10 protein-coding genes are annotated in these 13872 nt (G+C 71.2%); 6 read left to right on the top strand and 4 right to left on the bottom strand.

Annotated features, from left to right (window positions below; genetic code table 11):
• Position 1 precedes the first annotated feature (1 nt).
• Positions 2–958, top strand: a complete 957-nt coding sequence (gene cofD / locus ABZ267_RS17000) for a 2-phospho-L-lactate transferase (RefSeq protein WP_356746320.1) — start codon at positions 2–4, stop codon at positions 956–958.
• Entirely contained in the window at positions 955–2289 is a 1335-nt protein-coding gene (locus ABZ267_RS17005) for a coenzyme F420-0:L-glutamate ligase (RefSeq protein ID WP_356746321.1), read from the top strand. Before cofD ends, ABZ267_RS17005 begins: the two co-directional genes overlap by 4 nt.
• 339 nt (positions 2290–2628) lie before the next feature.
• Here the strand turns inward: ABZ267_RS17005 and ABZ267_RS17010 are convergent, their stop codons facing one another.
• From ABZ267_RS17010 to ABZ267_RS17020, 3 genes are all read right to left on the bottom strand, one after another.
• A complete protein-coding gene (locus ABZ267_RS17010; protein WP_356746322.1) occupies positions 2629–3618 on the bottom strand; it encodes a DNA-3-methyladenine glycosylase 2 family protein in 990 nt (329 codons plus the stop codon).
• A gap of 64 nt (positions 3619–3682) precedes the next feature.
• The gene (locus ABZ267_RS17015) at positions 3683–4774 is read right to left on the bottom strand and encodes an NDP-sugar synthase (RefSeq protein ID WP_356746323.1); all 1092 of its coding nucleotides are present in this window, start codon (positions 4772–4774) and stop codon (positions 3683–3685) included.
• A gap of 80 nt (positions 4775–4854) precedes the next feature.
• On the bottom strand, positions 4855–6423 hold the full coding sequence (locus ABZ267_RS17020) for a peptidoglycan recognition protein (protein WP_356746324.1): 1569 nt from the start codon (positions 6421–6423) through the stop codon (positions 4855–4857).
• 137 nt (positions 6424–6560) lie between these two features.
• Here ABZ267_RS17020 and ABZ267_RS17025 point away from each other — a divergent pair, with 137 nt between their 5' ends.
• The 4 genes from ABZ267_RS17025 (at position 6561) to ABZ267_RS17040 (ending at position 12595) form a co-directional block, all read left to right on the top strand.
• Positions 6561–7313 (top strand): TIGR03089 family protein, encoded by a 753-nt coding sequence (locus tag ABZ267_RS17025; RefSeq protein ID WP_356746325.1) that lies wholly within the window; start codon positions 6561–6563, stop codon positions 7311–7313.
• 176 nt (positions 7314–7489) lie between these two features.
• Positions 7490–8890: an LCP family protein gene (locus tag ABZ267_RS17030; protein WP_356746326.1), complete on the top strand. Its 1401-nt coding sequence runs from the start codon at positions 7490–7492 to the stop codon at positions 8888–8890.
• 224 nt (positions 8891–9114) lie between these two features.
• Positions 9115–10854: an LCP family protein gene (locus ABZ267_RS17035; protein ID WP_356746327.1), complete on the top strand. Its 1740-nt coding sequence runs from the start codon at positions 9115–9117 to the stop codon at positions 10852–10854.
• 43 nt (positions 10855–10897) lie between these two features.
• Entirely contained in the window at positions 10898–12595 is a 1698-nt protein-coding gene (locus ABZ267_RS17040) for an LCP family protein (RefSeq protein WP_356746328.1), read from the top strand.
• A 114-nt stretch (positions 12596–12709) separates the two neighbouring features.
• Here ABZ267_RS17040 and ABZ267_RS17045 read toward each other — a convergent pair whose 3' ends face one another.
• A complete protein-coding gene (locus ABZ267_RS17045; protein WP_356746329.1) occupies positions 12710–13738 on the bottom strand; it encodes a glycosyltransferase family 2 protein in 1029 nt (342 codons plus the stop codon).
• Positions 13739–13872 lie beyond the last annotated feature (134 nt).

A 13872-nucleotide genomic window follows, 5' to 3' on the forward strand; every position in this document is an offset into this window, starting at 1 on the left:
CATGCGCATTGTTGTTCTGGCCGGCGGTATCGGTGGTGCTCGTTTTCTGCGTGGCCTCAAGCAGGCCGCGCCCGACGCGGACATCACGGTCATCGGCAACACGGGTGATGACATCCATCTGTTCGGGCTGAAGGTCTGCCCCGACCTCGACACCGTGATGTACACCCTCGGCGGTGGCATCAACGAGGAGCAGGGCTGGGGACGGACCGACGAGACCTTCCAGGTGAAGGAGGAGCTCGCGGCGTACGGGGTCGGGCCCGGGTGGTTCGGTCTCGGTGACCGCGATTTCGCGACCCATATCGTCCGTACGCAGATGCTCGGCGCGGGCTATCCGCTCAGCGCGGTCACCGAGGCGCTCTGCGCCCGCTGGCAGCCGGGCGTGCGGCTGCTGCCGATGTCGGACGACCGGGTCGAGACGCATGTCGCCGTCGAGACGGACGGCGAGAGCAAGGCCATCCACTTCCAGGAGTACTGGGTCAAGCTGCGCGCCTCCGTCGAGGCGCAGGCGATCGTGCCGGTCGGCGCGGAGCAGGCGAAGCCGGCGCCGGGCGTGCTGGAGGCCATCGGCTCCGCCGACGTCATCCTCTTCCCGCCGTCGAACCCGGTGGTCTCCATCGGCACCATCCTCGCCGTGCCCGGCATCCGGGAGGCGATCGCCGAGGCCGGAGTGCCGGTCGTCGGCCTCTCCCCCATCGTCGGCGACGCGCCGGTGCGCGGGATGGCGGACAAGGTGCTCGCGGCCGTGGGCGTCGAGTCGACGGCGGCCGCCGTGGCGCAGCACTACGGGTCGGGGCTGCTGGACGGGTGGCTGGTCGACACGGTGGACGCCGGTGCGGTCGACGAGGTCGAGGCGGCGGGCATCCGGTGCCGGGCGGTGCCGCTGATGATGACGGACGTGGACGCTACGGCGGAGATGGCCCGGCAGGCGCTGGAGCTGGCCGGGGAGGTGCGGGCGTGAGCGCGGGGCCTGAGGCCGGTGGTGCTGCCGCGCCTTCTTTTCGGGTGTGGGCCCTGGACGGGATTCCCGAGGTGCGGGCCGGTGACGATCTCGCCAAGCTGATCGCCGGGGCCGAGCCGGGGCTCGTCGACGGTGACGTCCTCCTCGTCACCTCGAAGATCGTCTCCAAGGCCGAGGGCCGGATCGTCCAGGCGGAGGACCGTGAGGCCGCCATCGACGCCGAGACCGTACGGGTCGTGGCGCGGCGCGGTGCTCTGCGGATCGTGGAGAACCGGCAGGGTCTCGTCATGGCCGCCGCCGGGGTCGACGCCTCCAACACTCCGGCCGGGACCGTGCTCCTGCTGCCCGAGAACCCCGACGCCTCCGCGCGGGTCATCCGGGACGGGCTGCGGGACAGCCTCGGCGTCGAGGTCGGCGTCGTCGTCACGGACACCTTCGGCCGGCCCTGGCGGAACGGGCTGACCGATGTGGCGATCGGGGCGGCGGGCGTGCGGGTGCTGGACGATCTGCGCGGTGGGACGGACGCGTACGGCAATCCGCTCAGCGCGACGGTCGTGGCGACGGCGGACGAGCTGGCCGCCGCCGGGGACCTGGTCAAGGGCAAGGCGGCGGGGCTGCCGGTGGCGGTGGTGCGGGGGCTGTCGCATGTGGTGGCGTCCGGCGTGGACGACGAGCCCGGTGCTCGTGCGCTCGTACGGAGTGCGGCCGACGACATGTTCCGGCTCGGGACGTCGGAGGCGGTGCGCGAGGCGGTGACCCTGCGGCGTACGGTGCGCGAGTTCAGCGACGAGCCGGTGGATCCCGGGGCCGTGCGGCGGGCGGTGGCCGCGGCGGTGACCGCGCCCGCGCCGCATCACACGACGCCGTGGCGGTTCGTGCTGCTGGAGTCGGCCGAGTCGCGGACGCGGCTGCTGGGTGCGATGCGGGACGCGTGGATCGCGGATCTGCGGCGCGACGGCAAGAGCGAGGAGTCGATCGCGAAGCGGGTGCGGCGCGGTGATGTGCTGCGCAACGCGCCGTATCTGGTGGTGCCGTGCCTGGTGATGGACGGCTCGCACACGTACGGGGACGAGCGGCGGGACACGGCGGAGCGCGAGATGTTCGTGGTCGCGGCGGGGGCCGGGGTGCAGAACTTCCTGGTGGCGTTGGCCGGTGAGCGGCTGGGGTCGGCGTGGGTGTCCTCGACGATGTTCTGCCGGTCGGTGGTGCGGGAGGTGTTGTCGTTGCCCTCGTCGTGGGATCCGTTGGGGGCGGTGGCTGTGGGGCATGGGGTGGGGGTGGTTCGGGAGCGGGCTGTTCGGGCGGCGGAGGATTTTCTCACCGTGCGGTGAGGTGGGGGTGGCGGTTGCGGTGGGGCCGCTACGCGGGGTTTGGCCCCTACCCATCCCCAAGCTCTCAACTTCGTTCGAGCAGGGGAGACCCCACTCTTCCCGAAACCGGGGCTCCGCCCCGGGCCCCGGTTTGTCCCCAAGCGCCGGACGGGCTGGGGTTTCGGGGCTCCGCTCCTCAAGCGCCGGAGGGGCTGGAACGGGAGCGTCCGGATGGGCTGGGTTTCGGGCCCCGAGGCTCGCTCCTCAAGCGCCGGAGGGGCTGCAACGGGGGCGCCTGGACGGGCTCGGTTTCGGGGCCCCGAGGCTCGCTCCTCAAGCGCGAAAGAGGCTGATCAGGCCCTACAGCGCCGCGATGTTCCCCGGTGTCATCCTCGGGCCCCTGCGCTCCCGGATGCGGCCCGACAGCAGGATCAGGCGCGTTGCCCTGTGGCGTTGGCCCTCGTACGGGGTCAGTAGCGTCAGCATCTCCTCGTCGGTCGCGTGGCGGTTGTCCGCCAGGGCGTGGCCCACGATGCCGGGCAGGTGGTAGTCGCCGACCGTCACCGCGTCGGCGGCGCCGTTGGAGCGCTGCAGGGTTTCGGCGGAGGTCCAGGGGCCGATGCCGGGGATCAGTTCCAGGCGGGCCGTGGCCTCGGCCAGGGGCATCCTGGACGCCTCCTCCAGCCTGCGGGCCACCCGTACCGCTCGCAGGATCGTGGAGGAGCGCTTGGTGTCGACTCCCGCCTTGTGCCACTCCCAGGACGGGATCATCGCCCAGGTGCGGGCGTCCGGCATGACGTGGAGGCCCGGTGTGGCCGTCGGGCCGGGGGCCGGGGTGCCGTAGCGGCGGATCAGGAGGCGCCAGGCGCGGTACGCCTCGTCCGTGGTGACCTTTTGTTCCAGGATCGACGGGATCAGCGACTCCATGACCAGGCCCGTACGCAGCAGCCGCAGACCCGGGCGCCGGTGCCGGGTCGCCGCCAGCAGGCGGTGGTGCGGGACGAAGGCGTCCGGGTCGTCGTCGGCGCCCAGGAGCGCCGGGAGACCGGCCAGCAGCCACTCCGCGCCCGGGCCCCACGCCTCCGCCCGCACCCGGTCGCCGCGCGCCGCCACCCGGAGTGTGCCCGGGCCCTCCGGCGTGCGCGTGGCCCGCCAGAACGTGCCGTCCGCCGTCATCCGGAACGTCGGGTCGGCCGGGCCCCGGCGCAGCGGGCTCAGCACCAGGCGCAGGTCCAGCGGGCCCGGCGGTGTCCACTCACGGGTCAGGAAACTCTCATCGTCCCGCGCCGCCGGTGCTGCCTGGTACGGCAGCACCGGGCGTGCGGTGCGCGGGGCGAATCGTCCTGCCACGGGTGGGGCCTCAGGTGGTTGTGGTGCGGAAAGTGCGCTTATGAGGGTACGCGGCCGAGCCGTCCTACTGGTCCGAGGAGAAGCGGATCGCGGCGTCCGGCAGGACCGCCCCGCACCAGATCCGTACTCCGTCGCGCAGTTCGTTGTCCGCGCCGACCCGGGCGCCGTCCCCGATGACCGCGCCGCTCAGCACCGTACGGCTGCCGATCCTCGCGCCGGCCCCGACGAGCGAGTCCGTGACGACCGCGCCCGCCTCGACCACCGCTCCGGCCAGGACCGTCGAGCCGTCGATCCGCGCGCCCGCGCCGATCACCGCGTCGTCGCCGATCACCGTGCCGCCGGTGAGCTTGGCGTCGGCGGCCACCGTGGCGCTCTCCAGGACCAGGCGGTCGCCGCAGCGGCCCGGGACCGCCGGGGACGGGGCGCGGCCCAGGACCAGGTCGGCGGAGCCGCGGACGAAGGCCTGCGGAGTGCCGAGGTCCAGCCAGTAGGTGGAGTCGACCATGCCCTGGAGGTGGGCTCCGGAGGCGAGCAGTCCGGGGAAGGTCTCGCGCTCGACGGAGACCGGGCGGCCTTCGGGAATGGTGTCGATGACCGAGCGCCGGAAGATGTACGCACCGGCGTTGATCTGGTCGGTGACGATCTCCTCGGGCGTCTGCGGCTTCTCCAGGAAGGCCGTGACCCGGCCCGTCCCGTCCGTCGGCACGAGACCGAAGGCGCGCGGGTCCTCCACGCGGGTCAGATGGAGCGAGACGTCCGCTCCGGAGTCGTTGTGCGTGGCGACCAGGGCCCGGATGTCGAGTCCGGTGAGGATGTCGCCGTTGAAGATCAGGACCGGTTCGTCGGGGCCGGAGGAGAGCTTGGCCGCGACGTTGCGTATGGCGCCGCCGGTGCCGAGCGGCTCCTGCTCGGTGACGTACTCGATGTGCAGCCCGAGCGAGGAACCGTCGCCGAAGTACGGCTCGAAGACCTCGGCCAGGTAGGACGTGGCGAGCACGATGTGCTCCACCCCGGCCGCCCTGGCCCGCGCCAGCTGGTGGGTCAGGAAGGGGACGCCCGCCGCCGGGACCATCGGCTTCGGGGTGTGCACCGTGAGCGGGCGCAGCCGGGTGCCTTTGCCACCGACCAGGAGGATCGCTTCTTTTGCCTCTGTCACAGCACCGTCTCTGCTTCCTGCTGGTGGCCTGGCCTGGATATGGCTGGCCAGTCTAAGCAGACCGGTCCGGCATGCACCGGTCAGCGGCCCTGCAGTTTCGCGGAGCTGGTCCGGGCCGTGCCGAGCTTCTTGTAAAGACGCGCTCCGGGACATTCGGTTGCGAACCCGTCCCGATGGCCCGAGATCACGTTCATCTTGACCTTGACGCCGGCCTTGTACTTGTTGCTGCCGCCGGAGACGAGCGTGATCTTCGCCTTAGGGTTGCGGCCGAACAGGCCGAGCTTCCAGGCCGTGAGCTTGGAGACGGCGGTGACGGCGGCGGCCGGCGGATTGGTGGAGGCGTACGAGCCGAGGACCGCGATGCCCATGGTGTTGCTGTTGAAGCCCAGCGTGTGCGCTCCGAGGACCGCCTTGGTGACGCCTCCGGCCCGGCCCTCGTAGATGTTTCCGCACTTGTCGACGGCGAAGTTGTAGCCGAAGTCGCGCCAGCCGCTGCTCTTGACGTGGTAGCGGTAGATGCCGCGCAGCACCGAAGGGGCCTGCTTGCAGGTGTAGTTGTTGCCGGTCGCGCTGTGGTGCACGAAGGCCGCCTTGACGGTCTTCGTGTACGCGAAGTTCTTCTCGCGCAGCTTCTCGTCGGCGCCCCAGCCCTTGCGCGTGACGATGCCCGGCCGCGGACCGATGTACGGCTTCGCGCCCGGCGCCAGCTCCACCGACTCCAGCGTCTCCGCCCGGGAGAGGGCCGGGATGACGGTGGCGCCGAGCTCGGCGAGCTCCGCGTTGACCGCCGAGGCCGCGGCGGTCTCGGCCGTGAGGGCCTCCGGCAGGACGGCCGCGGTCGACGGGGTGTCGGCGAAGCGGGCGGGCACGGCCGCCGCACGGCCTGCCGGGGCGCCACGGACGGGCTCCGGGGCCGAGTCCTCGCCGGTGCTCTCGCCGGAGCCTTCTCCAGGGTTCTCTCCGGGGCCTTCTCCGGGGTCTTCTCCTGGGTCGACGAGCTCCAGGCGCATGCCTTCCGGCAGCGGTACGGAGGTGGCGGCGCGGTCCTGCGGGTCCGGGGCTTCCGGACGTACGCGTACCTCCACGCCGTCCGAGTCGCCGACCCAGAGCGGAGCCGTCGAGCCCCGCACCGTACGCCCTTCGCGCTCGGCGCTGCCGAGGTCGGCGGCGTGCTCGGCGTTGTGCGTCTCGACGTCCTGCCAGTCCGACCAGCGCGTGGTGCCGGTGGCGCGGGTCCGGACCTGGACCGTGCCGTGCAGTTCGGCCTCGGCGTCGTCCCAGACCACGCCGACCAGGGAGAACGGGCGGGCGTCGCGCTGCGGCAGGCCCTGAGCCGCCGGTGCTCCCGCGACGCGGTCCGAGGAGGCGTCCAGGAGGGCCAGGGGCAGCGACTGCGTCGAGCCGGCCGGTTCGGCGGCGGACTCGGCCTTACGGGGTTCGGTTTCGGTGCTGTCGGGAGCGAGGGCCTCCCTTGTCGTCGCTTCGGCCTGGGCCGAGGGCGGGCCCGCACCCGGTGACTCCGGGGACGTGGAGGGAGGCCGGGCCGAGGCGGAGTGAGGTGCGGGGGCGGAGGCGGCGGAGGTGGCGAGCGGCAGAGTGAGGGCCGCTGCGCAGGTGACGCCGACTGAGGTGACCACTAGTGCACGCATACGCACGATCCTGGCCATAACCAGACAAGACCGGCTACCGGTACGGAGCGCCACAGCTGATGCCGTGTCTGCCGAACCGGTGTACGTGACACCCGTTCAGCCCGCCCCGCACGGCATCGCCGCGTACTCTTGCGCGGATGAACTCCAGCGACCGCACCGCCGCCGACCTGCTGCGATCCGCCCTCGCCGCGGACCCGGCCCGCCCCTTGGTCACCTTCTACGACGACGCCACCGGAGAACGCGTCGAACTGTCGGTGGCCACCTTCGCCAATTGGGTGGCCAAGACCGCCAATCTGCTCCAGGGCGACCTCGCCGCCGAGCCCGGCGACCGGCTCGCCCTGCTCCTTCCCGCGCACTGGCAGTCCGCGGTCTGGCTGCTCGCCTGCTCCTCGGTCGGGGTCGTCGCCGATGTCCAGGGCGACCCGGCCGCCGCCGACCTCGTGGTGAGCGGGCCGGACACGCTGGAGCGGGCCCGGGCCTGCCGCGGTGAGCGGGTCGCGCTGGCCCTGCGTCCGCTGGGCGGCCGGTTCCCGCAGCCGCCCGAGGGCTTCGCGGACTACGCGGTGGAGGTGCCGAGCCAGGGCGACCGCTTCTCGCCTTTCGCACCGGTGGACCCGCAGGCTCCCGCGCTGGCCGTGGGCGGGACCGAGCTGAGCGGTGCGCGACTCGTCGCGAAGGCCCGCGAGGACGCCGAGGCCCTCGGGCTCGTACCGGGATCGCGGCTGCTGACCGGGCACACGTACGACACCTGGGAGGGGCTGAGCGCCGGGCTCTTCGCGCCGCTGGCCTCCGGCGGGTCCGTGGTCCTCTGCCGCCACCTCGGACAGCTCGGCGCGGAGGGCCTGGCGAAGCGGGTCGAGAGCGAGCGGGTCACCAACACGGCGGTATGACAAGCGCGCTGAGGTGCACTCGTCCGGCCCACAGCGGGCCGAGCCCCCGATAACGATCGACGACGGGGGTAGATGATCGGCGGTACAGACCACTCTCTGGGCAGTGCACAACCAAGCGTGAGGTTCAGCCGTCTACTCCTGCGACCGGCGGCCCATCGCGCCGCCGACCGTGAAGGATGGACGCAGACGTGACCGACAGTGCTGGCACGCCGGCCGACCCGGACCACCCGGCCGGGAACACGCCGCAGGGCAGGTCGCAGGAAGAGCCGGGCGCGACGGACTCCAAGGACGAGCCCGAGCCCGAGCCCGTAACCCAAGCAGACGCCGACGCGCCTCAGGACTCCGGTGACGAGGACAACGACAAGGCCGGGCCCACCGACAAGAGCGAACCCGACGGCACCGGCGTCCATACCTGGGCCGATCATCCCAAGGACGGCAGCGCCTCCCGCCGTAAGCGGCCCTGGCTGCGGTGGGCCGCGCTCGGCGCCTCGTTCCTCGTGCTGGTCTCCGCCGGCGCGGGCTGGTGGCTGTACAAGAAGCTCGACGGCAACATCACCACGGACACCAGCGCCGCCGCCGAGCTGAAGGTGTACGAGAAGGAGCGGCCCACTCCGGTCGTCATGGACGCCCAGAACATCCTGCTCATCGGGTCGGACACGCGGTCCGGCGACAACAAGGAGTACGGCCGCGACGACGGCGGCAGCCAGCGCTCGGACACCACGATCCTGCTGCACCTCGCGGCGGACCGGAAGAGCGCGACCGCGGTGTCCCTGCCGCGTGACCTGATGGTGGAGATCCCGAGCTGCCGCACCGGCGACGACAAGGAGAGCCGGGAGCGGTTCGCCCAGTTCAACTCGGCGTACGAACTCGGCGGCACCGCCTGCACGATCCGTACGGTGGAGCGGCTGACCGGCATCCGGATCGACCACCACATGGTCGTGGACTTCAACGGGTTCAAGGACATGGTCGACGCCGTGGACGGCGTCCAGATCTGCCTCAAGGAGCCGATCGACGACAAGGACGCGCGTCTTGAGCTTCCGGCCGGACGCCAGACGCTGAACGGCGAGGAGGCGCTCGGTTACGTACGGGCGCGCAAGACCCTCGGCGACGGCAGCGACACCGAACGGATGGAGCGCCAGCAGCGGTTCCTCGGCGCTCTCGTCAACAAGATGCAGAGCAACGGCGTCCTGCTCAACCCGACGCGGCTCTACCCGGTCCTGGACGCGGCGACCAAGTCGCTGATGACCGACTCGGGCCTCGACTCGCTGCGGGACCTGTACGACCTGGTGCGGAGCATGCGGGACGTGCCGACCGACCAGGTGCAGTTCCTGACCGTGCCGCGGCAGCCGTACCGCCAGAACACGAACCGGGACGAACTCGTCCAACCGGACGCGAGCGAGCTGTTCAGGCAGTTGCGCGAGGACAAGCCCGTCGCGGTGGTTCCGGCGGATGAGCTCAAGGAGAAGGAAAAGGCTCAGGACGAGAAGCCGGACGACACCGGATCCGCCGCCGAAAGCCCGACCCCCACACCCACCTATTCGGGTTCGAGCGCCGCGGACGACCTGTGTAAGCAGTAAAGCAATCACCAAGACAGAGAAGGCAATCGGCACTTAATGGGAAGAATGACCGGTTGTAAGGAGCGTGGTGTGGGTCACGCACGTCGCTCCTTCACGAACCGGGCGGATAGTGTGACGCGATCCGGTGTTTCCGGCCTTCAGGTCGTGCACTGCCGGAGCGAAGGAACGAGCGCCTTGCCGGGGGAAGGCGCCTCGCGTGGCACCGACGGAGGACTCAAGCAACCGTGGATGCGCAAAGCCGTGGGCGGGCGGACGATATCGACCCCGCAGACCAGTGGGTGCTCAACCCGCACACCGGCAATTACGAACTGCGACTGGACCGATCCACAGGGGAGTCGCCGGCCGCCGCGCGCACGGCGACTGCCGAGGACTCCGGCCGTCGCGGCGACGCGCGCACCGACTCCGCCGAGAGCCCGCGCCGCGAGGTGCCCGGCCAGCGCAGCCGCCGGTCCTCCCAGAACGGCGGGCGCGGCGCGGAGGCTTCGGCGGCCGCCGGCGCGGGACGCCGTAAGCGCAAGGCTCCGAAGGCGCGCCGCAAGAAGGCGCTGATGTGGACGGGCGGAGTGACCGCCTTCCTCGTGATCGGCACGTCGTTGGGCGCGTACCTCCTGTACGAGCGGTTCAACGGCAACATCGACACCGTCGACATCGGCAAGCTGGGCAACAAGAACGTCCTCAGCGACGGCCCGATGAACATCCTGATCATCGGCACGGACAAGCGCACCGGCAAGGGCAACGACGGGTACGGCGACAAGGACAGCGCCGGCCACGCCGAGACCACCATCCTGCTCCACGTCGCCGAGGACCGCACCAACGCCACGGCGTTGAGCATCCCGCGCGACCTGTGGACGGAGATCCCGGACTGCGAGACGAAGCAGCCCGACGGGTCGACGAAGGTGATCCCTGGCGTCCCGGGCGAGCGTTTCAACGTCAGCCTCGGCCAGGAGGGCCGCGACCCCGGCTGCACCATGCAGACGGTCGAGGCCATCACCGGTGTCAAGCCCGACCACTTCATGATGGTCGACTTCAACGCGGTCAAGGAGCTGACCACCGCCGTCGACGGCGTCGAGGTCTGCATGGCCAAGGCGATCGACGACCCGAAGTCCCACCTGAAGCTCCGCAAGGGCAATTCGAAGGTGGCCGGCGAGCAGGCACTGGCCCTGCTGCGCACCCGGCACAGCTTCGGCAACGAGAGCGACCTCGACCGGATCAAGGTGCAGCAGCAGTTCCTCGGCTCGATGATCCGCGAGATGAAGTCGAACGACACCCTGACCAACCCGACGAAGCTGTTCAAGCTGGCCGACGCGGCGACCAAGTCGCTGACGGTCGACCAGGGCATCGGCAGCGCCAACAAGCTGATGACCCTGGCCCAGGAGATCGGCAAGGTCGACACCAAGAACATCACCTTCGTCACCGTCCCGGTCAAGGACAACCCGGCTGAGCCGACGCCCATCACCGTGGTCGTGGACGAGCCGAGGGCCGAACCGCTCTTCGCGATGGTGCGCTCCGACACCTCGCTGACCGAGGTGAAGCAGAAGGAGAAGGCCGCCAAGAGTGCGCAGGCGGCCCTCCTCAAGGGCCCGAAGGCCGAGCCCGCCGACGTACGCGTGGACGTCCTCAACGGCGGCGAGATCCCCGGTGCGGCCGGTGCGACCGTCACCTGGCTGCAGAACCAGCAGGGCGTGCTGAAGTCCACCAACAAGGCCAACGCGCCGGAGAAGATCAAGAAGACGACGCTGGAGTACGCGCCCGACCAGGCCGACCAGGCCCGCGCGCTCGCCGGGATGATGGGGCTGCCCGCCACGGCGATGAAGCCGGGCACCGCCGACGCCGAGGAGCTCGAGGCGATGGTGCTCACGCTGGGGGCGGACTTCAAGGGCGCCGGCATACCCATCACGGGACCGGCGAAGGCGCCGGAGAACATCCAGCGGGCCAGCGCCGACAAGGCGGTATGCGCCCAGTGACACGACGCCACCGCGTCACCGTCATCGCGGAAATCTGAACAGCATGGGGGGTCCGGTGGGTCGGAGCAGTACACCCGGGGAGGGGACACGGTCACGCGTACGCCACGCGGACCGGCCCGTCGGGAGCGGGAGCGCGTACGAGAGCGGGGACGGGGACGGCGGCAGCGGTGACGGCGGTCCTGGCCGTCGGGCCGGGTCGCGGGGGCGGAGCAGCCGGGGCGGGAGCGGGAGCGGCCGGAGCAACCGCCGAGCGCCGAAGAGCGGTAAACGGCGCGTACTGCGCTGGGGCTCCGCCGTACTCACGCTGCTGATACTCGGCGCCGGTGGGGCCGGCTACCTCTACTACGAGTACCTCAACGGCAACATCAGGAAAGAGGATCTGACCCTCGGCGACAAGCGGATGGCCGACCACAAGGCCAACGCCGCCGGCCAGACCCCGCTCAACATCCTCCTCATCGGCTCCGACGCCCGGGACTCCAAGGAGAACCAGAAGCTGGGCGGCGCGAAGGAGACCTTCGGCTCTCCGCCGCTCGCCGACGTGCAGATGCTGCTCCACCTCTCCGCGGACCGCTCCAACCTCTCCGTGGTGAGCATGCCGCGCGACACCATGCTCAGGATGCCCAAGTGCACGGCCCCGGACGGCGAGGTCTTCCCGGCCAGCACGGTGGACGTGCAGACCAACCAGAGCCTGCGCCGCGGTGGTCCGGGGTGCACGGTGGCCGCCTGGTACGAGCTGACCGGCATCCGGATCGACCACTTCATGATGATCGACTTCGCCGGTGTGGTCTCCATGGCCGACGCGATCGGCGGCGTCCCGGTCTGTGTGACCGCCAACATCCACTCGCGCGGCGCCAACGGCCGCGGTGGTTCCGGACTGAAGCTGGAGGAGGGCACCACCTCCGTCCAGGGCGAGCAGGCCCTCCAGTGGCTGCGCACCCGGTACGGCTTCGAGGACGGCAGCGACCTGGCGCGGGCCAAGGCCCAGCACCAGTACATGAACTCGATGGTGCGTCAGCTGCGCAAGGGCACCAAGCTCAGCGACCCGGGCAAGCTGATGAACCTGGCCGAGGCCGCGACCAAGGCGCTGACAGTCGACAAGGGGCTCGACACGGTCAAGAAGCTCTACGACCTGGCCGAGGAGCTGAAAAAGGTCCCGACGAAGCGCATCACGATGTCGACCATGCCGAACGTGTACGGCACCGGCACCAACGCGGGCCGGGTGTACCCGAAGGCGGGCGACGCGGAGCAGCTGTTCCGGATGGTCCGCGAGGACATGCCGCTGGACGGCAAGGCGTCGAAGCGGAAGCCGGAGGAGCCGAAGGACCCGTCCGCTCCGGTCGGCGAGATCGCCGTCGCGGTACGGAACGGGACCGCCACCGACGCGCTCGGCCCGGTCTCCGGGCGTGCGGGTGACGTGGAAGGGCTGCTCAAGGAGTCCGGCTTCGCGAAGGCCACCGTCGACCCGGCCAACGTGGCGGGCTCGGCGCGGACCTCGATCCTGTTCCCGAGCGCGGATCTGGAGGGCGACGCCCAGGCGGTCGCCAAGGCGCTCGGCATCCCGCTCTCGCAGGTGAGGAGGTCGACCGACGTGTCGGGCATCTCGCTCGCCGTGGGCGCCGACTGGCGCGAGGACGGCGCCTACCCGGTCTCCAAGGGCAAGGAGAAGACGCCGGAGTCGGCGGGAGCGCAGAACGGCGAGGAGGAGGGCTGCATGGAGGTCGACCCGAAGTACAGCTGGTGACGTGACCCCGTAGCAGTTCGACCGTACGCAGAGGGACCATACGCACTTCGACCGTACGGAGGAGAAGGGCCCCACCGACGACCGGTGGGGCCCCTGTCCTCCGTACCGGCCGGATCAGACCGTCTCGCTGCTGGCCGCCAGCGACGGGCGGCGGCTCGCGATGACCCGCTTGGCCAGCGAGCGCGGGCTGGTGAGGAAGCCGAAGCCCCAGCACATGTGCATGGTCGCCAGCGCCACCGGGATCTGCGCGCGGGCCTTCAGCGAGAGCCCCTTGCCGGCGGGCAGCGACCCGGCGACGATCGCGGCCAGGTAGCCGCCGGGGACGACGAGGGCCCACGGAGTGACGGCCGCACCGACGACCAGGCCCGCCGCGATGGCGACGACGGCGGTCGGCGGGGCGAGGTAGCGCAGGTTGATCGAGCCGGAGTGGTAGCGGGCCACGACGTGGCGCCAGCGGCCGTAGTCCTTGTACTGCTTGGCGAGCGCCTTCACCGAGGGGCGCGGGCGGTACTGGACCTTCAGCTCCGGCGAGAACCAGATCAGCCCGCCGGCCTCGCGGATGCGGAAGTTCAGCTCCCAGTCCTGGGCGCGGATGAACTCGACGTTGTAGCCCTCGGCCTTCTCCAGCGCCTCGCGCCGGAAGACACCGAGGTACACCGTCTCGGCCGGGCCCGCCTGGCCGCCGGTGTGGAAGGCCGCGTTGCCGACGCCGATCTTCGAGGTCATCGCGGCGGCGACCGCGTCCTCCCAGGCGTTCTCGCCCTCGGCGTGCATGATGCCGCCGACGTTCTGCGCGCCGGTCTCCTCCAGGAGGCGGACGGCGGTCGCGATGTAGTTCGGCGAGAGCATGCCGTGGCCGTCGACGCGTACGACGACGGGGTGGCGGGAGGCCTTGATCGCCGCGTTGAGGGCGGCGGGGGTGCGGCCGGTGGGGTTGGGGACCGTGTGGACGCGGGAGTCCTCGGCGACCAGCTCGGCGGCGATCTCGTCCGTGCGGTCGGCGGAGGGGCCGAGCGCGATCACGACCTCCATCTCACCGGCGTACTCCTGCTCCAGGATGTGCCGGACCGAGTTCCTGAGATGGCGTTCCTCGTTGAGCACCGGCATGATCACGGAGACGGCGGGGTACTGCGCGGCAGACATGTGGTCCTCAGGGGGTCCTCGGGGGCGCCGGGGGCTCCGCACCGCAGGCGGCGGGCGCCCCGGGAGGCGGCGATATTCGGCCGCCACGTTACCGCGAATGGGGGACACCGGTGCGCGCGCCGCCGGGTGGTGGG

The sequence above is a fragment of the Streptomyces sp. NPDC006174 genome (genome assembly GCF_040614075.1).
Lineage (GTDB): Bacteria > Actinomycetota > Actinomycetes > Streptomycetales > Streptomycetaceae > Streptomyces.